The sequence below is a fragment of the Kitasatospora sp. NPDC024654 genome, assembly GCF_055559155.1.
Map to the genome: position 1 here is coordinate 7,193 of NZ_JBVHLF010000061.1, position 23,203 is coordinate 30,395.

The following is a 23,203-nucleotide window of genomic DNA, read 5'->3' on the forward strand; positions in this document are numbered from 1 at the left end:
TTCCTGGAGCGGGGAAACGATTTCACCATCCCGGGGGAGGACTTCCCGGGGGAAAAGGAGCGCTGCGACACCACCTACCGGGGCCTCGCGGGTGACGTCACCCGCGGCGAGCGGATCCTGGTCGACGACGGCCGGGTCTGCCTGGAGGTCACCCACGTCGACGGGCCGCGGGTCCACTGCATCGTCATCGAGGGGGGCCTGGTCTCCGACCACAAGGGCCTCAACCTCCCCGGAGTCGCCGTCTCGGTGCCCGCGCTCAGCGACAAGGACGTCGCCGACCTGCGCTGGGCCCTGCGGATCGGCGCCGACCTGATCGCGCTCTCCTTCGTCCGCAGCGGCCGGGACATCGAGGACGTCCACCAGGTGATGCGCGAGGAGGGGCGGTTCCTCCCGGTCATCGCCAAGGTGGAGAAGCCACAGGCGGTGGCGAACCTGGACGGCATCGTCGACGCCTTCGACGGGATCATGGTCGCCCGCGGCGACCTGGGCGTCGAGATGCCGCTGGAGCAGGTCCCGCTGGTCCAGAAGCGGGCCATCAAGCTGGCCCGGCGGAACGCCAAGCCGGTGATCGTCGCCACCCAGATGCTGGACTCGATGATCAACGCGTCCCGGCCGACCCGCGCCGAGGCCTCCGACGTCGCCAACGCGGTGCTGGACGGCACCGACGCGGTGATGCTCTCCGGGGAGACCTCGGTCGGCAAGTACCCGATCGAGACGGTCCGGACGATGGGCCGGATCATCGAGGCCGCCGAACAGGAGGTGCTGGCCGCCGGACTGCCTCCGCTGACCGAGCGCAGCAAGCCGCGCACCCAGGGCGGCGCGGTGGCCCGGGCGGCCGCCGAGATCGGCGACTTCCTGCACGCCAAGTACCTGATCGCCTTCACCCAGAGCGGCGACACCGCCCGCCGGCTGACCCGCTACCGCTCGCCGATCCCGGTTCTCGCGTTCACCTACGAGCCGGCGGTGCGCAGCCAACTCGCGCTCACCTGGGGGGTGGAGACCTTCCTCGGTCCGTTCGTGCCGACCACCGACGAGATGGTCGCCCAGGTCGACGCGCAGCTGCTCAGCCTCGGGCGCTGCAAGCGCGGCGACATCGTGATCATCACGGCCGGTTCTCCGCCCGGCCTGGCCGGCTCGACCAACCTGGTGCGGGTGCACCACGTGGGGGAGCTGGACAACTGACCGACGGGTGGCGCCTCCCGCACGGGGGGCGCCACGCCCGTCCCCGTTCGATGCGCGTGGCGGCCGATCCACCGCTTCACCCGTAGTGACGAAGATCTCCAAGGATGGAAATCGGCCTTTGAAAGAAAGGCGAGTACCCCGGGTGGGATTCGAACCCACGCTGGATGGTGTTTGAGACCATTGCCTCTACCGCTGGGCTACCGGGGCTTGCCTCGGATTCGAAGGAAGCCCCCGACCCGAAGTGACACCAACATACCGTGTCTGGGTACCCTCGTGCATGCAGTCCCCGCCGGAACGAGGAGCCCCGTGAGCACCGCCGACGAGCAGCCCCAGGCGCTTGAGACCGACTCGCCCCAGATCACCCGAATTGTCATCGCCGAGGACGAGGCGCTGATCCGCCTCGACCTGAAGGAGATGCTGGAGGAGGAGGGCTACACCGTCGTCGGCGAGGCCGGGGACGGCGAGACGGCGGTCAAGCTGGTCGAGGAACTGCGGCCGGACCTGGCGATCCTCGACGTCAAGATGCCGGTGCTGGACGGACTCTCCGCCGCCGAGCGGATCCACCAGGCGCACCTGGCGCCGGTGCTGATGCTCACCGCCTTCTCCCAGCGCGAGCTGGTCGACCGGGCGCGGGACGCCGGCGCGATGGCGTACATCGTCAAGCCGTTCTCCAAGAGCGACCTGGTGCCGGCGATCGAGATGGCGGTCTCCCGCTACACCGAGATGCGCACGCTGGAGGAGGAGATCGCCGACCTCACCCAGCGCCTGGAGACCCGCAAGCTGGTGGACCGGGCGAAGAGCGTGCTGCAGACCAAGTTCGGGCTGACCGAGCCGGCCGCGTTCCGCTGGATCCAGAAGACCTCGATGGACCGCCGGATGACCATGGCGGCGGTGGCCGAGGCCGTGATCGAGGAGGGCGTCGCCCAGGACCGGAAGAAGGCCGAGGGCGGTGAGGGCTGAGCGGCCCGGCCGCGACGCCGTGGGGCCCGGATCCTGGGTGGGTCCGGGTCCCACGGCTTTCGGTTCCGGTCGCCGTCTCAGAGGTCGCGCAGCGCGCAGGTCAGCCGGCAGCTGGTGATCCGCCGGCCGGTGTCGTCGGTGATCGCGATCTCGTAGGTGGCGGCGGTCCGGCCCTTGAAGACGGCGGTCGCCACCCCGGTCACCAGGCCCGAGGTGGCCGAGCGGTGGTGCGTCACGTTCAGGTCCACGCCGACCGCGTACCGGCCGGGCCCGGCGTGCAGCATCGCGCCGATCGAGCCGAGGGTCTCGGCCAGCGCGGCCGAGGCGCCACCGTGCAGCAGGCCGTACGGTTGCTGGTTGCCCTCCACCGGCATGGTGCCCAGGACCCGGTCGCCGGAGGCCTCGACGATCCGGATGCCCAGCTTGTCGCCGAGGTGCCCGCCGGAGAAGGTGGCGGCGGTGACGCCGAGCTTGGCGAAGTGGTCCAGGACGTCCTGCGGCACGTCCAGCACCGGTTCGGCCGGGCTCTCGGTGGCGGCCGCGGTCTCGGTGGGGGTCGCCTCGGTCATGCGAATCTCCTGCCGTCGTGGGGGCCGCGAGGGGGCGGCCTTTCGTGATCGTACGACCGGCGCCCGGGTCGCCGGTCGCGGGGTGGCGGGTGCTGGGGGCGTCCGCCGTCCGCGTTGCCCGGGATGTCGGTGCGGCGCCCTAGGATGCCAGGACAGGCAGTGGAGTCGGCTAGGAACGGACGTTGACGTGGCTACGCAGAGTGCGGTGCAGAGTGCGGCGGGTGGCGCTTCGGGGGCGCGGCCCCGGCTGATGCTGCTCGACGGCCATTCCCTGGCGTACCGGGCGTTCTACGCCCTGCCGGTGGAGAACTTCAACACCTCCACCGGCCAGCCGACCAACGCGGTCTACGGCTTCGCCTCGATGGTCTCCAACACCGTGCGGGACGAGGCGCCCACCCACCTCGCGGTCGCCTTCGACGTCTCCCGGAAGACCTTCCGGTCCGAGGAGTTCCCGGAGTACAAGGCCAACCGGGCCAAGACGCCGGACGAGTTCCGCAGCCAGATCGGCCTGATCGGCGAGCTGCTGGACGCGATGAAGGTGCCGCGGATGGCCCTGGAGGGCTTCGAGGCCGACGACATCATCGCCACGCTGGCCACCGCCGCCGCCGAGCGTGGCTTCGAGGTGCTGATCGTCACCGGCGACCGCGACTCGCTGCAGCTGGTCAGTGAGCACGTCACGGTGCTCTACCCGACCAAGGGCGTCTCCGAGCTGACCCGCTACACCCCGGAGAAGGTGGCCGAGAAGTACGGCGTGACGCCCCGTCAGTACCCGGACCTCGCCGCGCTGCGCGGCGACCCGTCCGACAACCTGCCCGGCATCCCCGGCGTCGGCGAGAAGACCGCGGCGAAGTGGGTCAACCAGTTCGGTTCCTTCGACGAGCTGATCGCCCGGGCCGACGAGGTCAAGGGCAAGATCGGCGAGAAGCTGCGCGAGCACCTCGACTCGGTCAAGCGCAACCGGGTGCTCACCGAGCTGGTCCGGGACGTCGAACTGCCGTTGGGCGTCGACGACTTGGCCCGGGCCTCGTTCGATCGGGCGGCCGTCGGGCAGCTGATGGACGCGCTGGAGTTCCGCAACCCCAACTTCCGCGAGCGGCTGTTCGGCGTCGACCCGGCCGGTGCCGCCGAGGCCGGGCCGGTGCTCGTCGAGCCCGGTGTCGAGGTCGAGGGCACCCTGCTCACCGAGCCCGGCGCGCTGGCCGGCTGGCTCGCCGAGCAGGCCGCCGGTGACGACCCGGTGGCGCTGGCCGCCCTCTACGCCTGGGCGCTCGGCAGCGGCGAGGTGCGGGAGATCGCGCTCGCCTCGGCGACGGACGCGGCCTGGTTCGACCCGTCCCAGCTCGCCGAGGAGGACGAGCGGGCCTTCGCCGGCTGGCTGGCCGACCCGACCCGGCCCAAGGCGCTGCACATCGCCAAGCAGGTGATGCGCGCCTTCGCCGAGCACGGCTGGCGGATCGAGGGCGTCACCGCCGACACCGCGCTCGCCGCCTATCTGGAGAAGCCCGGCCGGCGCACCTTCGGCCTGGAGGTGCTCGCCGAGGAGTACCTGGGCCGTTCGCTCAGCCCGGCCGCGGCCGCCGAGAGCGGCCAGCTCTCCTTCGACGCGCCGGAGGAGGACGCCACGGCCGACGCCCGGGCGCTGATGGCCCAGGCCCGGACCGTGCTCGACCTGGCCGCGCTCTTCGAGGTCCGGCTCGCCGAGGTCGGCGCCACCGAGCTGATGCGCGACATGGAGCTGCCGATCGCCGCCCTGCTGGCCCGGATGGAACGCGCCGGCATCGCCGCCGACCGGGCCCATCTCACCGCGCTGGAGAACCAGTTCGCGGTCGAGATCCAGCGGGTCGTGGAGGAGGCGCACGCCGCCGCCGGCCGCCCGTTCAACCTCGGCTCGCCCAAGCAGCTGCAGGAGATCCTCTTCGGCGAGCTGGACCTGCCCAAGACCAAGAAGATCAAGACCGGGTACACCACCGACGCCGACGCGCTGACCTGGCTGGCCACCCAGACCGACAACGAGCTTCCGGTCATCCTGCTCCGCCACCGCGACCAGGCCAAGCTGCGCACCACCGTCGAGGGCCTGCTCAAGACGGTCTCGCCGCAGGGCCGGATCCACACCACCTTCAACCAGATGGTCGCCGCCACCGGCCGGCTCTCCTCGCAGGACCCGAACCTGCAGAACATCCCGGTCCGCACCGAGGAGGGGCGGGCGATCCGGCGCGGCTTCGTGGTCGGCGAGGGGTACGAGTCGCTGCTGACCGCCGACTACTCGCAGATCGAACTGCGGATCATGGCCCACCTCTCCGAGGACGAGGCGCTGATCGAGGCCTTCACCAGCGGGGAGGACCTGCACACCACGGTCGCCTCGTCGGTCTTCGGGGTCGAGCGGACCCAGGTCGACGCCGAGATGCGCCGCAAGATCAAGGCGATGTCGTACGGGCTGGCGTACGGGCTCTCGGCGTACGGGCTGTCGCAGCAGCTCGGGATCAAGCCGGCCGAGGCGCAGGGGCTGATGGACACCTACTTCGAGCGCTTCGGCGGGGTGCGCGACTACCTGCACCGGGTGGTCGAGGAGGCCCGCGCGGTCGGCTACACCGAGACCCTGCTCGGCCGCCGCCGCTACCTGCCCGACCTGACCAGCGACAACCGTCAGCGGCGCGAGATGGCCGAGCGGATGGCGCTGAACGCCCCGGTCCAGGGCTCAGCCGCCGACATCGTCAAGATCGCGATGCTGCGGGTCGACGACCGGCTGACCGGCGCCGGGCTCCGCTCGCGGATGCTGCTCCAGGTGCACGACGAAATCGTGCTGGAGCTGGCGGCGGGCGAGCGCGAGGAGGTCGAGGCCCTGGTCCGGGAGGAGATGGCGGGCGCGTACGCGCTGCGCGCACCGCTGGACGTTTCGGTGGGTGTGGGAAGGGACTGGGAGGCCGCGGCGCACTGACGCCGGGCCGGCGCCGTCTTGCCCCGGGGCGCAGCGCGGATGCTGCGCCCCGGCGCTCGGCTGCCGCCTGCCGCGCCGGCCGGGTGGCCCGTTGGGGGTGGGCGCCGCGATCGCGCTTCCGGGGCGCTTTTCCCGGCGTGAATCCGATGCCAAGGGCGTTCTCCTGGCATGGGAAGTCGGCGGGGTCGACTTTCGGCTTATCGCTGGGCGGTCTGTTGGAGCGGTGGCACCGTGCTCGCGCTTCCGGGGCGCTCTTCTCGGGCTCGGTGGGGTTGATTCCTGGCGCGGTAGCGGGTGGGTCGGAGGTTGGTTTCGCCGACTCTTCAACTCGCCAGTGGCGGTGGGGCATCGGCGCGGAAAGTGGGCAGCGCCGACTTTCCGGCCGGCTGAGATGCCTGGGGCCTCTCGATCCGGGCTGGTGTCCGAGGGGTGGAGCGAGAGGTCGGCGAGGCTGACTTCGGGGCACTGCGTGGGGATGGGTGTGTGTGCACGCAACCTTCCGATGCTTGGGCTGAATCTCGGACTGCTCGGCGTGTCGCGCGGGAGTAGGTGCGTGAGCACGCAACCTTTCGGTGGCTGGGCGTGCCGAGGAGCGGGAAGTCGACGAGGCCGCCCCTGGGGGCGCTGTGGCGCTGGGGGCGCTGGGCGGGCCTCCCCGGGATCGGGCCGGCTCAGCGGCGGGGGTTGGTGCGGCGGGTCGGGGCAGCCGTCGTCGGGTCCTCGGGCCAGGGGTGGCGAGGGTAGCGACCGCGGAGGTCGGCGCGCACGGCGCGGTAGCCGTCGCGCCAGAAGGAGGCGAGGTCGCCGGTGACCGCCGCCGGGCGGCCGGCGGGGGAGAGCAGGTGGACGGTGAGCGGTACGCGGCCGCCGGCCAGGGCGGGGGCGGCGTCCCAGCCGAAGAGCTCCTGCAACTTGACCGCGAGGACCGGGCCTTGGTCGCTGTAGTCGACCCGGATCCGGGAGCCGCTGGGGACGGTGATCCGTTCCGGGGCCAGTTCGTCGAGTCGGCCGGCCTCTCCGGAGGCCCAGGGGAGCAGGCGTTGCAGGGCGGCGGCGGTGTCCAGGCGTTCCAGGTCGGCGCGCCGGCGGGCTCGGGAGAGTTCCGGTTCCAGCCACTGCTCGGCCGCCGCCAGCAGGGCCCGGTCGCTGACGTCCGGCCACGGCCCGCCGATCGCGTGGTGCAGGAAGGCGAGCCGCTGGCGCAGCGAGCCCGCCGCCTCCGACCACCGCAGGAGCTCGGTCACCCCCTCGCGGGCCAGCCCGTCCAGCAGGGCGGCCCGGAGCAGCGCCGGCGCGGCCGTGCCGAGCGGTTCGGCCTCGAGGTCGAGGGCGCCCAACGAGGTGACGCGCCGGGCCGCCACGTCCCCGCGACGGCTGCCCGGCGGCACCGCCCAGAGCACCTCCTCCCGCTCGCCGAGCAGGTGTGCGGCAGCACTGCGAGCAGTGCTCTCGTCGATGAGCGCCGCTCTCTGAATCCGCGCGGACGGTGAGCCGGCCGGCCGGTCCGCGACCGCTACCGCCAGCCACTCCGCGCCGGACAAGGCGGACCCCGCCGACAGCTCCCCGGCCGTCCCGGAGGTCATCAGATAGGCGGTGGCCCCGCGCCCCCGGACCCGGGCGATCCGCTCCGGCTGGGCCAGCGCGGTGATCAGTCCCGGCGTCGCCGCGTCCGGCGGGCCGGCGGCCGGGGCGTCCACGGCGGCGTCCACCTGGGCCCGCAGCCGCTGGGTCTCGTCCCGCCAGCGCGCCGCGTACGCGTCCCCGCTCGCCGCCGCGCGCACCGCGTGCCAGACCCCCGCCAGGTCGTCGCCGAGCGTCCGCGGCGGCTCCTCCGACAGCAGCGCGACCAGCTCCGCCGCCCGTCGCGCGCCCACCAGCGGCGCACCGTCCAGCAGCGCCCGGGCCAGCCGCGGGTGCAGCCCGGTGCGGGCCAGCCGCCGCCCGCGCGCGGTGGCCCGGCCGTCCGTGTCCACCGCACCGAGCGCGGTCAGCGTCCGCCGCGCCGCGGCCATCGCCCCCGCGGGTGGCGGATCCGGCAGGGCCAGCGTGCGCGCCTCCGGGTCACCCCAGCAGGCGGCCTGCAAGGCGAACGGCGTGAGGTCGGCCAGCGCGATCTCCGGCGCGGGGAACCGCGGCGCCCGGGCGTCCTCCAGCTCCGCCCAACAGCGGTAGACCGCGCCCGGAGCCTCGCGCCCGGCCCGCCCGGCCCGCTGCCGCCCGGTGGCCAGCGAGGAACGAACGGTCGCCAGCCCGGCCAGCCCCCGCGCGTGGTCGGTGCGCGGCTCCCGGGCCAGCCCGCTGTCCACCACGATCCGCACCCCCGGCACGGTCAGCGAGGACTCGGCCACCGAGGTGCTCAGGATCACCCGTCGCCGCCCGCCCGCGGTCAGCGCCGCGTCCTGCACGGCCCGCGGCGCCCCGCCGTGCAGTTGCAGCAGCTCGACGCCGTCGAGCCCGGCACCGCCGCCGAGCAGCCCGGCGACCCGGGCGATCTCGCCCACCCCGGGCAGGAAGCAGAGCAGGTCGCCGCTCTGCTCGGCGAGCGCCCGGCGCACCACGGCGGCCACGTGCTCCAGCAGCGCGGGGTCGGTCCGGGTGCCCTGCGGCGGCCGGACCGGGCGGGGTGGTGGCGCCCAGACGGTCTCGACGGGGTACGAGCTGCCGTGCGCCTCGACCACCTCGGCCGGTCCGTCCGGGCCGCCAAGCAAGGCGGCCCAGGCGGCGGTGTCCGAGGTGGCGGAGGCGCAGACCACCTGGAGCTCGGGGCGGAGCGCGGCCCGGACGTCGAGCAGGAAGGCGAGCGCGGTGTCGGCGTCCAGGTGCCGCTCGTGGCACTCGTCGAGCAGTACGGTGTCGACCCCGGTCAGCTCCTGGTCGCGCTGGAGCCGCTGGAGCAGGACACCGGTGGTGACCACCTCGACCACGGTGTCCGGCCCGACCACCCGCTCCCCGCGGACGGTGTGTCCGACCCGGCCGCCCACCCGCTCGCCGAGCAGCCAGGCCATCCGGCGGGCGGCGGCGCGGACGGCCAGCCGGCGCGGCTCGGCGACCAGCACCCGGCGCGGCTCGGCACCGCCGTCCGGCCGGGGGAGCAGTCCGGCCAGCGCGAGCGGCACCAGCGTGGTCTTGCCGGTTCCGGGCGGCGCCGCGAGCACGGCCACCCCGCGCGCCGCGAGGGCACGCTCCAACGCGGGCAGCGCGGCGCGCACGGGCAGGTCGATCGCCGACGGGGACGAGGTCACGGCATCCACCCCAGCAGTATCCTCAGTCGCGCTCGGCCACGAAGATCGCCGTCCCCGGCAGGTGCCGCCCGCGCAGTGGACTCCAGCCGCCCCACTCCTGCTCCAGCCCCGCCGGCCACTCCGGCTCCACCAGGTCGAGCAGCCGGAACCCGGCCCCGACCAGTTCCCGCACCCGGTCGCCCAGCGTCCGGTGGTGCTCGACGTAGGTGGCCCGCCCCCGGGCGTCCTGCTCGACGTACGGGGTCCGGTCGAAGTACGACGCGGTCGCGGTCAGCCCCTCGGCGCCGGGCTCGTCCGGGAACGCCCAGCGCACCGGGTGGGTCACCGAGAACACCCAGCGCCCGCCGGGCCGCAGCACCCGGTGCACCTCCCGCATCAGCTCGGCGGTGTCGGCGCTGAACGGCACCGCGCCGTAGGCCGAACAGGCCAGGTCGAAGGAACCGGCCGCGAACGGCAGCGCCGCCGCGTCGGCCTGCACCACCGGGATCAGCGGCCCGCCCCGCCCGAGGTCGATCCGCCGGGAGTGCTGCAACTGCCGGTACGAGATGTCCAGCGCCACCGGCCGGGCGCCCCGCCCGGCCAGCCAGCGGGAGCACTGGGCGGCCCCGGCGCCGATCTCCAGCACGTCCCGGCCGCGGAGCCCGGCCGGGTCGCCGAGCAGCCGGGCCTCGGCCTCGTCCAGGCCCTCGGGGCACCAGGTGAACCGGTCATCGCCGAGGAACTGCCCGTGCTCGTCCTGGTACTCGTCCGCGTTGCGGTCCCACCAGTGCCGGCTGGCCCGGCTGCTCTCGGCGGGCGGCGTCGCGCGGTGCAGCGCGACGTCGTCGTCCCCGCCGTCGGGGATCCAGTCGGCGGCGGCCGGCTGGCCAGGGGTGGTGTCCGCGGTCATAATGCGCCTCGCGTAAGGTAGGGGATGCGGAAAGCGCCGCTGTTTGGCACCGGCCCCTGCGGGGCGGGATTCAGGCGGTGGCATCCGGGGAGCCGGCCCCTGCGGCAGTCACTCCCCACACCTGCCGGTCGGCGGTGTGAGGTGGCGGTTGTGAGGATATGGCCTGATCCACAGCGGTCCGCACGCGCTCGGCGCCCCTGGCGTTGACCGTGCTTGACTGTCCCCGTATGCTACAAGTTGCGCTGCGGGCCTGCGCGCCTCGGACGGAGCAGGTCGCGCTCGCATCTGTCGAAGACCCCACGGTCGCAAGACGGACGCCGGATCTCCCCTGGGGAGAAACCCGGTGCGCCGTGTTCTTGGCTGTCCGGCTTTCGGTGGGAGCGATACGGGCCCCCGCGTGGCATTACCTACGACTTCATGTCCGTACCGGAGCCCTTTTCCTAATGACGAGCCCCACCGACACCTCTGTCAGCACCACCCCGCAGGTTGCGGTCAACGACATCGGCGACGCGGAAGCCTTCCTCGCGGCGATCGACGAGACCATCAAGTACTTCAACGACGGTGACATCGTTGAGGGCGTCATCGTGAAGGTCGACCGTGACGAGGTGCTCCTCGACATCGGTTACAAGACCGAGGGTGTCATCCCGTCCCGCGAACTCTCGATCAAGCACGACGTCGACCCGCACGAGGTTGTCTCCGTTGGCGACAACATCGAGGCCCTGGTTCTCCAGAAGGAGGACAAGGAGGGTCGTCTGATCCTGTCCAAGAAGCGTGCGCAGTACGAGCGCGCCTGGGGCACGATCGAGAAGATCAAGGAAGAGGACGGCATCGTCACCGGTACCGTCATCGAGGTCGTCAAGGGTGGTCTCATCCTCGACATCGGCCTCCGCGGCTTCCTCCCGGCCTCGCTGGTCGAGATGCGCCGGGTCCGCGACCTCCAGCCGTACGTCGGCAAGGAGCTCGAGGCCAAGATCATCGAGCTGGACAAGAACCGCAACAACGTGGTCCTGTCCCGCCGTGCCTGGCTGGAGCAGACCCAGAGCGAGGTCCGCCAGACCTTCCTCACCACCCTGCAGAAGGGCCAGGTGCGCTCCGGCGTCGTCTCCTCGATCGTCAACTTCGGTGCCTTCGTGGACCTGGGTGGCGTCGACGGCCTGGTGCACGTCTCCGAGCTGTCCTGGAAGCACATCGACCACCCGTCCGAGGTCGTCGAGGTCGGCCAGGAGGTCACCGTCGAGGTTCTCGACGTCGACATGGACCGCGAGCGCGTCTCCCTGTCGCTGAAGGCGACCCAGGAGGACCCGTGGCAGCAGTTCGCCCGGACCCACCAGATCGGTCAGGTCGTCCCGGGTAAGGTCACCAAGCTGGTTCCGTTCGGTGCGTTCGTCCGCGTGGACGAGGGCATCGAGGGTCTGGTCCACATCTCCGAGCTGGCCGAGCGCCACGTCGAGATCCCGGAGCAGGTCGTCCAGGTCGGCGACGAGATCTTCGTCAAGGTCATCGACATCGACCTCGAGCGTCGCCGCATCAGCCTCTCGCTGAAGCAGGCCAACGAGGCCCTCGGTGCCAACCCGGCCGAGGTCGAGTTCGACCCGACCCTGTACGGCATGGCCGCCTCGTACGACGACCAGGGCAACTACATCTACCCGGAGGGCTTCGACCCCGAGGCGAACGACTGGCTGCCCGGCTACGAGAAGCAGCGTGAGGAGTGGGAGCGCCAGTACGCCGAGGCGCAGGCCCGCTTCGAGCAGCACCAGGCCCAGGTCATCAAGAGCCGTGAGGCCGACGCCGAGGCCGCTGCCGAGGGTGGCGACGCCGTCGCCGCCGCTGCCGGTGGCTCCTACTCGTCCTCCAGCGACGAGGGCTCCGGCGCTCTCGCCTCGGACGAGGCGCTCGCCGCGCTGCGCGAGAAGCTGGCCGGCGGCCAGAGCTGAACCGCAGCTGAGCTGAGTTGAGGCTCAGGAGGGCCCCCACCCGGGGTGACCGGGTGGGGGCCCTCCGTCGTGTCCGGATCGGTTCCCGACGGCGGCGGCGCGGTCTGTGACATTGCGCTCATCTCGACGCTATGGGTCTTTTCGGACACACCACCTACCGTGGGAGGAGTTACCCAACGGGCCCACCCGCCCCGGAAGCTAGGCAGTTCCGCTTTATGCGCCACTCCGCAGCTGTGACTCCTCCCCTCACCTCAGCAGTTCCCGGCCGGCTGGCCGCGCTCGGCCGGGCCTGCCACCGTCACCGGCGGTGGGTGTTGGCGTTCTGGGCTGTGGTGCTCGTGGTCGGTGTGCTGATCGGCGGCCGGGTGTTCGAGGGCACCTCGACCGGCAACGCCACCGGCGGCTCCGAGTCCGCCGCCGGCACCAGCGTGTTGGCCGCCGCGGATCCGTCGGCCGGTGCGGTCACCGCCGTGGTGGACGGCCCGCCGGTGGACACCCCGGCCGTCCGGGACGCGGTCACCGTCGCCGCCCAGGACCTGGCCAAGCTCCCCGGGGTGCTCTCGGTCTCCGACGCCTACCAGCCCGGGGCCGGGACGGCGCTGCGCGCGGCGGACGGTTCGGCGAGCCTGATCAACGTGCAGATGACCGACGCCAGCACCACCAAGCAGCAGGAGGCGGTCGCCCAGCGGCTCGGCGAGCTGCGGGTGCCGGACGCGAAGGTCACCGTCGGCGGGGACCTGGTGGTCCAGCAGGAGGTCAAGGACCAGACCCAGTCCGACACCAAGTTCGGCGAGCTGGTCACCCTGCCGCTGACCCTGATCGTGATGGTGCTGGTCTTCGGCGGCCTGGCGGCGGCCAGCCTCCCGGTGATCGGCGCGGTCGCCTCGGTGGGCGGGGCGCTGCTGGCCATGTTCGGTTTCAGCCAGATCATGGACATCGACACCAGCGTGCTGCCGATCGCCACCGTGCTGGGGCTGGGACTCTCGATCGACTACGCGCTGCTGATGGTGAACCGCTTCCGCGAGGAGCGCGGCCACGGCGCACCACTCGCCGCCGCGGTGGAACGGACCGCCGCGACCGCCGGGCGCACGGTGGCGTTCTCGGGGCTCACGGTGGCGGTCGCGCTCTCCGGCCTCTTCGTCTTCACCAGCCCAGTGTTCCGGGCGGTCGCCGCGGCCGGGGTCAGCGTGGTGGTGATCGCGGTCGCCGCGGCGCTCACCCTGGTCCCCGCCCTGCTCGGCTTCGCCGGGCACCGGATCAAGCCGCCCAAGAAGTCCGAGCCGGACGACGGCTTCTTCGCCCGCACGGTCCGCCGGGTGCAGCGCCGGGCCGTCCCGGTGGCGCTGGTCTGCGTCGCGCTGCTGGGGGCGGCGGGCGCGCCGTTCCTCGGCGCCCAGATGCGGGACACCGGGGCCGCGGTGCTGCCGGTCTCCTCGCCGGGCCGCCAGGTGGTGGACACCGTCGCCCAGCGGTTCCCGCAGCTGGCCCCGGCGCCGATCACCGTGGCGGTGCGGGGGAGCGAGCAGGCGGTGCGGACGTACGCGGACACCGTGGTGGCCAAGCTGCCCGGGGTCACCGGGGTGCGGGCCGTGCAGCCGGTGGGGCCGGACCTCAACACGGTGGAGGTGCTGGTACCCGGCGACCCGCAGGGCGGCCAGGCCGAACAGGTGGTGCACGAGCTGCGCGAGCACCGCGGCGGGCTGACCACCTGGGTCACCGGCGGGGCGGCCACCGTGGTCGACTTCCAGCACGAGCTGGGTGCCCGCGGGCCGTGGGCGCTCGGGCTGGTGGCGGTCGGCACCCTGGTGCTGCTCTTCCTGATGACCGGCTCGGTGGTGATGCCGATCAAGGCGCTGCTGATGAACGTGCTCTCGCTGGGTTGTTCGCTGGGCGCGCTGACCCTGGTGTTCCAGCACGGCTGGTTCAGCGGGCTGCTCGGCTTCGCCCCGACGGGCGGTCTGGAGACCTTCATCCCGGTGCTGGTCTTCGCCTTCGCGTTCGGCCTCTCGATGGACTACGAGGTCTTCCTGCTGGCCCGGATCAAGGAGCTGCGGGACCAGGGCTACGGCTGCCGGGAGGCGGTCCAACTGGGATTGCAACGCAGCGGTCGGATCATCACCTCGGCGGCGCTGCTGATGGTGATCGTCTTCGCCGGGTTCGCGGCCGGGCAGATGCTCATGGTCAAGGAGATGGGGATAGCGCTCGCGGTGGCGGTCGCGGTGGACGCGACGCTGGTGCGCTGTCTGCTGGTGCCGGCCACCATGTCGTTCTTCGGGGAGTTCAACTGGTGGGCGCCGGCGCCGCTGCGCCGGCTGTACACCCGGTTCGGGCTGCGCGAGCACGTCGCCCTGCCGTCGCTGACGGACGTGCCGGCCGACGTGCCCGCGCCGCGCGACCCGGCGGCGACCGGGCCGGCGGTGGTGGCGGCTGCTCGCCGTTGACGCAGGCGTTGCCGAAGCCGGAGTTCAGGGCGCCGCCGAGGTTGGCGCTGTCGCAGGCCGCGGCGGCACCCGCGGCGCCGATCAGCAGGCCGCAGACGGTCGTGGCGACGAGCAGGGTCTTGCGCAGGGAGGTCACGCGGGGATCCCTCGGTTCGGGACGGGACGGGGTGTCCTGAACAGCGCGCGAGTCCCGTGAAGGTGACTCCCGGACCGGCTCAGGTGAGCCGGCGCATCAGCTCGACGGCCGCCCGCAGGGTCTGCTGCTCCTCCGGGCTCAGCTCGCGCTCGATGGCGGTGGCGAGCAGGCGCTCCCGGCGGCGGCGCTGGTCGTGCAGGGCCGCGGTGCCGGCCGCGGTGGCGTGCAGCACCAGCTTGCGGCCGTCGGTGGGGTGCCGCTCCTGGTGGACCAGTCCGGCCTCGGTCAGCAGGGTGACCGTGCGGGCCATCGACTGGTGCCGCACCTGCTGGCGTTCGGCCAGCTCGGCGGTGGTGTGCGGGCCCTCACGGACCAGCCAGCCCAGCGCGCCGACCTGGTTCTGCGGGAGCACCGACTCGCTGCGCGCCTGGCGGACCAGATCGCCGATGGTGCTGCGGAGATCTGCGGCGAGCTGGAGCGGGTCGATCGGGTCGGTGGCGTTCATGGCTCCATCCTACCGAAGTACCTACAGCAAAACTGTGCAGCATTGCTGTACTATTTCCCCATGCGACTGACCAAGTTCGGACACGCCTGCGTCCGCATCGAGCAGGACGAGACCACATTGGTGATCGACCCCGGTCTGTTCACCGAACCCGAGGCCGTCCAGGGCGCCGACGCGCTGTTGATCACCCACGAGCACTTCGACCACTTCACCGAGGACCAGGTGCGTGCGGCGCTGGCCGCCAACCCCGGGCTGCGGATCTGGACCAACCGCGCGGTCGCCGACCAGCTGGCCGGGCTGGGCGCCGCGGTGACCGTGGTCGGCGAGGGCGACGCGTTCGACGTCGGCGGGATCGACGTCACGGTGCACGGCGAGTGGCACGCGCTGATCCACCCCGACGTGCCGCAGGTCGGCAACATCGGCTTCCTGCTGAACGGCCGGCTCTTCCACCCCGGTGACGCGCTGACCGTGCCCGAGCGGCCGGTGGAGACCCTGCTGCTGCCGCTGTCCGGCCCGTGGAACAAGATCGGCGAGCTGGTCGACTACGTCCGCGAGGTGCGGCCGGGCCGGGTGCTCGGGATCCACGAGGCGCTGCTCAGCGAGGCCGGGCTGGGGGTCGGCGCGCGCTTCCTGGGCGACGACGGCCCGGGGACGGGAGCGCCGTACCAGTACTTGACCTCCGGTGCCGGGCTGGATCTGGACGCTGTGTAGCCTTCCCCCATGCGGAGGATCGGGCTGACCGGCGGGATCGGGGCGGGCAAGAGCGAGGTGTCCAGGCTGCTCGTGGCGCACGGGGCGGTGCTGGTGGACTCCGATGTGATCGCCCGTGAGGTGGTGGCCCCGGGCACGCCCGGACTGGCCGCCGTGGTGGCCGAGTTCGGCCCCGAGGTGCTCGGGCCGGACGGCGCGCTGGACCGTCCGGCGCTGGGCGCGCTGGTCTTCGCCGACGCCGAGCGACTGAAGGCGCTGAACGCCATCGTGCACCCGCTGGTCCGGGCCCGGTCCGCCGAGCTGGAGGCGGCGGCCGGGCCGGACGCGGTGGTGGTGCACGACGTCCCGCTGCTCGCCGAGAACGGGCTGGCCCCGCTCTACGACCGGGTGGTCGTGGTGGACGCCGACGAGGAGGTCCGGCTCGACCGGCTGGTCCGGCTGCGCGGGATGACCGAGGCCGAGGCCCGGGCCCGGATGGCCGCCCAGGCCACCCGCGAGCAGCGCCTCGCGGTGGCCGACCTGGTGGTGGAGAACAACGGCACCCCCGGGCAGCTGGCCGAACGGGTCACTCGGCTGTGGGAGCGGTTGACGAAGGACTGAGCAGGTCCCAGCGGTTTCCGTAGAGGTCCTCGAAGACGGCGACCGTGCCGTACGGCTCGTGCCGCGGTTCCGCCGGGAAGCGGACCCCGGCGACATGGGGAGCGCTCGGACCGCTACGGCTTGCGGGCGACGGCGGACCAGACGGCGACCCGGCTGTCGGTCTCCTCGGTGGGCCGGTCGGGGCGCCACTGGGCGGCCGTGACCAGGCCCGGGTCGAGCAGCTGCAGGCCGTCGAGGAAGCCCGCCACGTCGTCCTTGCCGCGCAGGGTGAGCGGGGCCGAGGTGGCGCGGTAGATCGCCGGCCCGCGGCCGCGCTCACGCTCCGGCACGAAGTCGCCGGTCGCGTGCGAGAGTGCCAGGTAGCTGCCGGGGGGCAGTGCCTCGACCAGCCGGCGGACGATCGCCCGCGGGCCGTCCGCGTCCTCGACGAAGTGCAGCACCGCGAGCAGCAGCAGCGCCACCGGCCGCCCCTCGGTCAGCAGGGCCCGGATCCGCGGCTCGGTGAGGAGCGCCGCCGGGTCGCGCAGGTCGCCCGCCACCACCGAGGCGCGGCCCGGCGCGGCCCCGGCGAGCAGCGCCCGGCTGTGCGCCAGGACGATCGGGTCGTTGTCCACGTACACCACCCGGGCGTCCGGGTTCACCTCCCGCGCCACCTCATGGGTGTTCCCGGCGGTCGGAATGCCGGTGCCGATGTCCAGGAACCGGTCGACCCCCAGCTCGGCGAGCTGCCGCACGGCCCGCCGCAGGAACGCCCGGTTCGCCCGGGCGCTGATCCCCACCATCGGCCCGAGCGCCAGCACCCGCTCGGCGGCGGCCCGGTCGGCCGGGAAGTGGTCCTTGCCTCCAAGGTAGTAGTCGTACATCCGGGCCGGGTGCGGGATCTCCGGGTGCAGCTCGGCCGGCGGCGGGGTGTCGTCGTCCCATGACATCCAGTTCTGATGAAGCGTCAGCACAGTTTCCCCCCGTGGTGATTGACGTTCAGAACACGAGACTAGGGCCTGTCGGGCGCGGGCGGGAGAAGCTTGCGGGCACCTGGTCCGTCGGCACCCAGCACGTCCCGCGGGTTGTAGAGCGCGCAACTGTCCTGGGAGAGGCAGCCGCAGCCGATGCAGCCCGTCAAGTGCCCACGTAGGGTGAACAGTTCGGCGATCCGCCGATCGATGCGGGCCTGCCAGGCGGTGGCCACCGCGCTCCACTCGGCGGCGTTGGGCGAGCGGTCGGCCGGCAGCCGGCCGAGGGTGTCGCGAACCTCCTCCAATGAGAGGCCGACCCGCTGGGCGGCGCGGACGAAGGCCACCCGGCGCAGCATCTGGCGCTGGTAGCGGCGCTGGCCGCCGGCCGTGCGCTCGGCGTGGATCAGTCCGAGCTCCTCGTAGTAGCGCAGTGCCGAGGTGGCCAGACCGCTGCGGGCCGCGAGCTCACCGATGGTCAGCCGGTCGTGCCGAGTGGGTGTCATGGGGCCCCAGCATAGGGCTTGACTTCAAGTCCGCTTGAAGTCGCAGACTCGTGCCATGATCTCCACCGAGACCGACCGGTACGGCTACCAGGACCTGGCGGGCCTGATGAGCCTGATGACCGGCGACGAGAAGCACGGCCCCGCCGCCACCTCCACCCTGGACGCGCTCTGGGTGCTCTACGACCGGGTGCTGCGGATCGACCCCGCCGCGCCCGGGGCCGCCGACCGTGACCGTTTCCTGCTCTCCAAGGGCCACGGCCCGATGGCCTACTATGCGGTGCTCGCCGCCAAGGGCTTCCTGCCGGTGGAGTGGCTGCCCGGCTTCGGCGGCTACCGCTCCCCGCTCGGTCACCACCCTGACCGGCTGCTGGTGCCCGGCGCCGAGATCGGCTCCGGCTCGCTCGGCCACGGCCTGCCGCTGGCCGTCGGCACCGCGCTCGGCCTGCGCGCCCAGGGCCGGCCCGGGCCCGCCGTGTGGAGCCTGATCGGGGACGCCGAGTTCGACGAGGGCAGCAACCACGAGGCGCTGGCCTTCGCCGGGGCGGTCGCGCTGGATCGGCTGCACGTCCTGGTGATCGACAACTCCTCGGCCACGCACGGCTGGTCGGGCGGCATCGCGGAGCGCTTCGGCTCGGCCGGCTGGTCGACCGCCACCGTGGACGGCCGCGATCACGACGCGCTGTACGCGGCCTGCACCGCCGAGCACCCCGGCCGGCCGCACGCGGTCGTCGCCCGGGTCGAGCCCAAGAGCTCCTGAGCACCAGCCGAACCGCCCAGCTCCGTGACGCCCCAGGGGGGAACCACCGATGGACACCATGCGCGACCGCTTCACCACCGTCACCACCGAACTGCTCGGCACCGACCCCAGGACCGCCCTGGTCCTCGCCGACATCGGCGCCACCCCGTTCGCCGCCGCGGCCCAGGCCCACCCCGACCGGGTGGTCAACGTCGGGATCCGCGAGCAGCTGCTGATCGGGGTGGCCGGCGGGCTGGCGCTGGCCGGCCTGCGGCCGATCGCCCACACCTTCGCCAGCTTCCTGATCGAGCGCCCCTTCGAGCAGGTCAAGCTGGACCTGGTGCACCAGGGCGTCGGCGCGGTGCTGGTCAGCGCGCTGGGCTCGTACGACTGGCCCGCGGGTGGCCGCACCCACATGTCCCCCGGCGACGTGGCGCTGCTCGACACGTTGCCCGGCTGGCAGGTGCACGTGCCCGGTCACCCCGACGAGGCCGAACTGCTGCTGCGGCACGCGGTGGCCGACGGGGACAGCCTGCAGTACGTCCGGCTCTCGCTGCACCGGAACGCTGCCGCCCAGCCGGTCCGCCCGGGGGAGTTCCGGACGGTCCGGACCGGCCGGCGCGGCGTGGTGCTGGCCGTCGGCCCGATGCTGGACGGCGTGCTGGTGGCCACCGAGGGCCTGGACGTCACGGTGCTCTACGCCGCCACCGTCCGCCCGTTCGACGCCGCCGCGCTGCGCGCCGCCACCGAGGCGGCCCGGGCGGACGTGGTGCTGGTCGAGCCCTACCTGGCCGGCACCTCGGCGTCGCCGGCCGGCCAGGCGCTCGCCGACCTGCCGCACCGGCTGCTCGGCCTGGGGGTGCCGCGCGAGGAGCACCGGCACTACGGCTCGATGGAGGAGCACCTGGCGGGCTACGGCCTGGACCCGGCCGGCCTGCGCGAGCGGATCAGCGGCTTTCTGCGCTGACGTCCGGCCCGGCCAGGGCGATCACGCAGGAGCGCGGCCCGAGCCGCCCCGCCGCGTGCTCGCCGTACCCGGCCAGCACCCGCCCGGCGGGCAGGTCGTGCGGCTTGTCGGAGAGGTTGACGCTGACCAGCAAGTGCCCGCGGTGGACGGTAAGTTGGCGCTCCTCCTCATCGAACTCCACCCGCACGGCGGTCAGGTGGGGATCGGTGAGCTCCGGGTGGGCTCGCCGCAGCCGGATCAACGTCCGGTACCAGTCCAGCAGTTCCGCGTGTACCGGCTGCCGGGGCTCGCTCCAGTCGAGCACCGAACCGAGCACGGTCTGCGGCGCCTGCGGGTCCGGCACCTGCTCGGGGGTCCAGCCGTGGGCGGCGAACTCCCGCCGCCGGCCCTGTCGGACGGCCTCGGCCAGGCCCGGATCGGTGTGGTCGGTGAAGTACTGCCAGGGCGTGCTCGCCCCCCACTCCTCGCCCATGAAGAGCATCGGGGTGAACGGTGAGGTGAGCACCAGGGCGGCGGCCAGGGCGAGTTGGTCCGGGGTGAGCCGGTCGCCGAGCGCCCGGTTGCCGATCTGGTCGTGGGTCTGGCAGTAACCGAGCAGCCGGTGACCGTAGTCGAGGGGGAACGGCCGCCCGTGGTGTCGCTCGCGGAACGAGGACCAGGTGCCGTCGTGGAACCAGCCCCGGGTCAGCGTCCTGGCGACCGCCGCCAGCGGCGCCCGGCCGAAGTCGGCGTAGTAGCCCTGTGCCTCGCCGGTCACCGCGGCGTGCAGCGCGTGGTGGAAGTCGTCACTCCACTGCGCGGTCAGGCCGAGACCGCCGGCCTGCCGGGGGGCGGTGGTCCGCGGGTCGTTGAGGTCGGACTCGCCGACCAGGAAGAGCGGCCGGTTGACCGCCGCGGCCAACGCGTCGACGGCGGCGGCGAGTTCCTCCAGGAAGTGCAGCGCCCGGGTGTCGGCCAGCGCGTGCACCGCGTCCAGCCGCAGGCCGTCCACCCGGTAGTCGCGCAGCCAGGCCAGCGCGCTGCCGATCAGGTAGGCCCGCACCTCGTCCGACCCGGGGGCGTCCAGATTGACCGCCGCGCCCCACGGGGTCTGGTGCCGGTCGGTGAAGTACGGGCCGAATCGCGGCAGGTGGTTGCCGGACGGCCCGAGGTGGTTGTGCACCACGTCCAGGATCACGCCGAGCCCCTTGCGGTGCACGGCGTCCACGAAGTGCTTCAGCCCCTCCGGGCCGCCGTACGGCTCGTGCACCGCCCAGAGCGACACGCCGTCGTAGCCCCAGCCGTGCCGGCCCGGGAACGGGCAGACGGGCAGCAGCTCGACGAAGTCCACGCCCAGCTCGACCAGGTGGTCCAGGTGCTGCTCGGCGGCGGCGAAGGTGCCGGCCGGGGTGAAGGTGCCGACGTGCAGCTCGTAGACCACCGCGCCGGCCAGTGGGCGGCCCTGCCAGGGGGTGTCGGACCAGCGGAAGGCGGCGTGGTCGACCAGCCGGCTCAGCCCGTCCGGGCCGTACGGCTGGCGCGCCGAACGCGGGTCGGGCAGCGCCGGGCCGCCGTCCAGCCGGAACCCGTAGTCCAGCCCGGCCGGTGCCTCGCCCCGCCACCAGCCGCCGGCCTCCCGGGCCAGCGCGTGCGGAGCGCCGTCGACCTCGACCTCCACGCGGTCCGCGATCGGGGCCCAGACCTGGTACTTCACGATGACTCCCGGATGAGCAGGGCGACGGTGTCGACGGGACCCTCGTGCTGACGACCGGTCAGTACGTCGCGCCAGCGCCCCGGCAGGTCGAGGGTAACCCGCGCGCCACAGCGCGCCAGGGTGTACGGCAGTCGGGTCACCGCGACCGTGAGGTCCTCGCCGCGTTGGAACGCGACCAGGTGCTCGCTGGTCTCCAACGGCCGGTACGGGCCCAGTGGCCTGGGCAGACGCAGCGCGGCCCGGGTCAGTCGGAGCTTCTCGCGGGCCGTCCCGGGGAGCTCCTCGGGCGCCCGGCCGAGGGCCACCGGCGCCCGGTTGTCCGGATCGACCAGGGTGTACAACGTCAACTCGCTGCCCTGGTAAAGGTCGGGCACGCCGGGCACGGTGAGGTGCAGCAGCGCGGCCGAGAGGCTGTTGCTGCGGGCGAACGGCGCCAGGAAGTCGACGAACCGCCCGATCCGCGCGCTCAGCTCCGGGTCGGCCAGCACGGCCCGGGCGTAGTCGGTGACGGTGGCCTCGTAGCCCGGGTTCTGGTCGATCCAGCTGGTCGCCAGCTTGGCCTCGCGCAGCGACTTGACCAGCACGCCGGCCAGTCGGTCCGGGGCGATCGGCCAGGCGGCCACCAGGGTCTGCCAGAGCAGCCACTCGGCGTTCCGGTCGGCCAGCCCGCCGGCCAGCTCGGACCAGGCCGTGCACTCGGCCAGCCAGCGCTCGGGCAGCTCGGCCAGGACGGCGAGCCGGGCCCGGGCGTCGGCACTGCGCTTGGTGTCGTGGGTGGAGAGCGCGGTCATGCTGAGCGGCCAGTGCGCCTCGACATGGGCGCACCAGTGGTGGAAGTCGGCCGGCTCGACGCCCGGCGTCCCGGGGCTGCCGCCCACCTCGTTCAGGCTGAGCAGCGGGTACCAGCGGTAGAAGGCGGTGTCCTCGACGCCCTTGGCGGCGACCGCGGTGGCGGTCTGGGCGAACCGGGTGCGGAACTCGTCCTTGGCCGGGTCGCCGCCGAGCTCTCCGTGCGCCAGCAGCTCGACGAACCGCTCGGTGCTCTCCGGCGTGCTGACGGTCCGTTCGACCGGCTCGGGGTAGCGCCGGTAGACCGGGTAGTCGCTCAGCAACTCGCACAGCGCGGCGCGCACCGCCGACGGCCGGTGGTCGGCCAGCGCGGGCTCGGCGGCGCAGATCCGGTCGGCCAGCCGGACCAGCCGGTTCAGCTCGGCGGACAGCTCGCCCTCCGGCGCGACCAGCTCGGCCCGGGCCCGCCGGGCCTGCTCGGCGGCGGTGGAGAGCAGGTCGGTGTAGCCGGCGTAGAGCGAGGCCAGCCGGCGGGCGCCCGGGCCGTCGGTCAGCACGCCGTCGATCCGGCGCAGCGCGTCGTAGCCGGTGGTGCCGGCGCACGGCCAGTCGGCGGGCAGCCGCTCGTCGCCGGTGAGGATCTTCTCCACCACCAGGTAGGCACCACCGGTCGCCGCGCTCAGCCGGCGCAGGTAGCCGCGCGGGTCGGCCAGCCCGTCCGGGTGGTCCACCCGGAACCCGTCCAGCACGCCCTCGGCGTGCAGCCGCAGCAGCACGCCGTGGGTGGCCTGGAAGACCTCCGGGTCCTCCACCCGCAGCGCGATCAGCTCGTTGATGGTGAAGAACCGGCGGTAGTTCAGCTCGCTCCGGGCGAGGCGCCACCAGGCCAGCCGGTACCACTGCCGCTCCAGCAGCTCGGGCAGCGGGAGGTGCTCGGTGCCGGGGCGCAACGGGAGGACGTGGTCGTAGTAGCGCAGCGCGTCCTGATCCACCTTCAGCTGGGGCAGCTCCGCGCCCAGCCGGTCGCCCAGCACCGGCAGCAGCACCCGGTCGCCCTGGGCCGCCCAGTCGATGTCGAACCAGTGCGCGTAGCGGGACCGCGGCCCGTCCCGGAGCACCTGCCAGAGCGGGTCGTTGAGCCGCTCCGGGACCGGGACGGCCATGTGGTTGGGGACGACGTCGGCGATCAGGCCGAGCCCGTGCGCCCGTGCGGTGGCGGCGAGTTCGCGCAGCGCCGGCTCGCCGCCCAGCTGCGCGCTGATGCGGGTGTGGTCGACCGTGTCGTAGCCGTGCGTCGAGCCGGGGCAGGCCTCCAGCAGCGGGGAGAGGTGCAGGTGGGAGACGCCGAGGTCGGCCAGGTACGGCACCGCGCGGGTGGCGTCCGTCAGGGTGAAGGAGGGCTGCAGCTGGAGCCGGTAGCTCGCCGAGGGGACGGATCTCGATACGAAAGTCACACCACAT

General features: G+C 73.2%; 17 protein-coding genes, 1 tRNA gene and 1 pseudogene. 9 read left to right on the forward strand and 10 right to left on the reverse strand.

What is annotated here, in order from left to right:
* A partial coding sequence (gene pyk / locus ACZ38L_RS28225) for a pyruvate kinase (protein WP_465698435.1) occupies positions 1-1,182 on the forward strand: 1,182 nt, incomplete at its 5' end.
* Positions 1,183-1,316: 134 nt separating this feature from the next.
* Here pyk and ACZ38L_RS28230 read toward each other — a convergent pair.
* Positions 1,317-1,389 (reverse strand) — tRNA-Leu (locus ACZ38L_RS28230).
* Positions 1,390-1,488: 99 nt separating this feature from the next.
* Here ACZ38L_RS28230 and ACZ38L_RS28235 point away from each other — a divergent pair.
* Complete coding sequence (locus ACZ38L_RS28235) at positions 1,489-2,142, forward strand: ANTAR domain-containing response regulator (protein ID WP_396561481.1); 654 nt, start codon at positions 1,489-1,491, stop codon at positions 2,140-2,142.
* A gap of 77 nt (positions 2,143-2,219) precedes the next feature.
* Here the strand turns inward: ACZ38L_RS28235 and ACZ38L_RS28240 are convergent, their stop codons facing one another.
* Positions 2,220-2,711 carry a PaaI family thioesterase gene (locus ACZ38L_RS28240; protein WP_465698439.1) on the reverse strand — a complete coding sequence of 164 codons (492 nt, stop codon included), beginning with the start codon at positions 2,709-2,711 and terminating at the stop codon, positions 2,220-2,222.
* Positions 2,712-2,961: 250 nt separating this feature from the next.
* Here ACZ38L_RS28240 and polA point away from each other — a divergent pair, with 250 nt between their 5' ends.
* On the forward strand, positions 2,962-5,646 hold the full coding sequence (gene polA / locus ACZ38L_RS28245) for a DNA polymerase I (protein ID WP_465698483.1): 2,685 nt from the start codon (positions 2,962-2,964) through the stop codon (positions 5,644-5,646).
* Between the two features lie 671 nt (positions 5,647-6,317).
* Here polA and hrpB read toward each other — a convergent pair.
* Positions 6,318-8,888, reverse strand: coding sequence for an ATP-dependent helicase HrpB (hrpB, locus tag ACZ38L_RS28250; protein ID WP_465698441.1), 2,571 nt, complete (start codon positions 8,886-8,888; stop codon positions 6,318-6,320).
* A gap of 22 nt (positions 8,889-8,910) precedes the next feature.
* The gene (locus ACZ38L_RS28255; protein ID WP_465698443.1) at positions 8,911-9,777 is read right to left on the reverse strand and encodes a class I SAM-dependent methyltransferase; all 867 of its coding nucleotides are present in this window, start codon (positions 9,775-9,777) and stop codon (positions 8,911-8,913) included.
* Between the two features lie 443 nt (positions 9,778-10,220).
* On the opposite strand from ACZ38L_RS28255, the gene rpsA reads away from it, so the two are divergent.
* Entirely contained in the window at positions 10,221-11,711 is a 1,491-nt protein-coding gene (gene rpsA / locus ACZ38L_RS28260; protein WP_396561473.1) for a 30S ribosomal protein S1, read from the forward strand.
* Positions 11,712-11,944: 233 nt separating this feature from the next.
* Positions 11,945-14,152 carry an MMPL family transporter gene (locus ACZ38L_RS28265; protein ID WP_465698445.1) on the forward strand — a complete coding sequence of 736 codons (2,208 nt, stop codon included), beginning with the start codon at positions 11,945-11,947 and terminating at the stop codon, positions 14,150-14,152.
* A gap of 215 nt (positions 14,153-14,367) precedes the next feature.
* On the opposite strand, the gene ACZ38L_RS28270 is transcribed toward ACZ38L_RS28265, so the two are convergent.
* Entirely contained in the window at positions 14,368-14,793 is a 426-nt protein-coding gene (locus ACZ38L_RS28270) for a MarR family winged helix-turn-helix transcriptional regulator (RefSeq protein WP_465698447.1), read from the reverse strand.
* 60 nt (positions 14,794-14,853) lie between these two features.
* Between ACZ38L_RS28270 and ACZ38L_RS28275 the strand changes: the two genes are divergently transcribed.
* Complete coding sequence (locus tag ACZ38L_RS28275; RefSeq protein ID WP_465698449.1) at positions 14,854-15,501, forward strand: MBL fold metallo-hydrolase; 648 nt, start codon at positions 14,854-14,856, stop codon at positions 15,499-15,501.
* Between the two features lie 9 nt (positions 15,502-15,510).
* Positions 15,511-16,101, forward strand: coding sequence for a dephospho-CoA kinase (coaE, locus tag ACZ38L_RS28280; RefSeq protein ID WP_465698451.1), 591 nt, complete (start codon positions 15,511-15,513; stop codon positions 16,099-16,101).
* On the opposite strand, the pseudogene ACZ38L_RS28285 reads toward coaE, so the two are convergent.
* The 3 genes and pseudogenes from ACZ38L_RS28285 to soxR form a co-directional block, all read right to left on the reverse strand.
* Positions 16,067-16,192 (reverse strand): annotated as a pseudogene (locus ACZ38L_RS28285) (VOC family protein); the annotation flags it as partial. The gene coaE and the pseudogene ACZ38L_RS28285 sit on opposite strands and share 35 nt — an antisense overlap.
* Positions 16,193-16,214: 22 nt before the next feature.
* Positions 16,215-17,030, reverse strand: coding sequence for an SAM-dependent methyltransferase (locus tag ACZ38L_RS28290; RefSeq protein ID WP_465698453.1), 816 nt, complete (start codon positions 17,028-17,030; stop codon positions 16,215-16,217).
* A gap of 62 nt (positions 17,031-17,092) precedes the next feature.
* Positions 17,093-17,557, reverse strand: coding sequence for a redox-sensitive transcriptional activator SoxR (gene soxR / locus ACZ38L_RS28295; RefSeq protein ID WP_465698455.1), 465 nt, complete (start codon positions 17,555-17,557; stop codon positions 17,093-17,095).
* A gap of 55 nt (positions 17,558-17,612) precedes the next feature.
* Here soxR and ACZ38L_RS28300 point away from each other — a divergent pair, with 55 nt between their 5' ends.
* Together ACZ38L_RS28300 and ACZ38L_RS28305 are read left to right on the forward strand one after the other, a co-directional pair.
* Positions 17,613-18,314 (forward strand): transketolase, encoded by a 702-nt coding sequence (locus tag ACZ38L_RS28300; RefSeq protein ID WP_465698457.1) that lies wholly within the window; start codon positions 17,613-17,615, stop codon positions 18,312-18,314.
* A 49-nt stretch (positions 18,315-18,363) separates the two neighbouring features.
* A complete protein-coding gene (locus ACZ38L_RS28305; protein WP_465698459.1) occupies positions 18,364-19,260 on the forward strand; it encodes a transketolase family protein in 897 nt (298 codons plus the stop codon).
* Here ACZ38L_RS28305 and treZ read toward each other — a convergent pair.
* Positions 19,241-20,953, reverse strand: coding sequence for a malto-oligosyltrehalose trehalohydrolase (gene treZ / locus ACZ38L_RS28310; protein ID WP_465698461.1), 1,713 nt, complete (start codon positions 20,951-20,953; stop codon positions 19,241-19,243). The two genes, ACZ38L_RS28305 and treZ, sit on opposite strands and share 20 nt — an antisense overlap.
* Positions 20,950-23,196 carry a malto-oligosyltrehalose synthase gene (gene treY / locus ACZ38L_RS28315; protein WP_465698463.1) on the reverse strand — a complete coding sequence of 749 codons (2,247 nt, stop codon included), beginning with the start codon at positions 23,194-23,196 and terminating at the stop codon, positions 20,950-20,952. Before treY ends, treZ begins: the two co-directional genes overlap by 4 nt.
* Between the last annotated feature and the right edge of the window lie 7 nt (positions 23,197-23,203).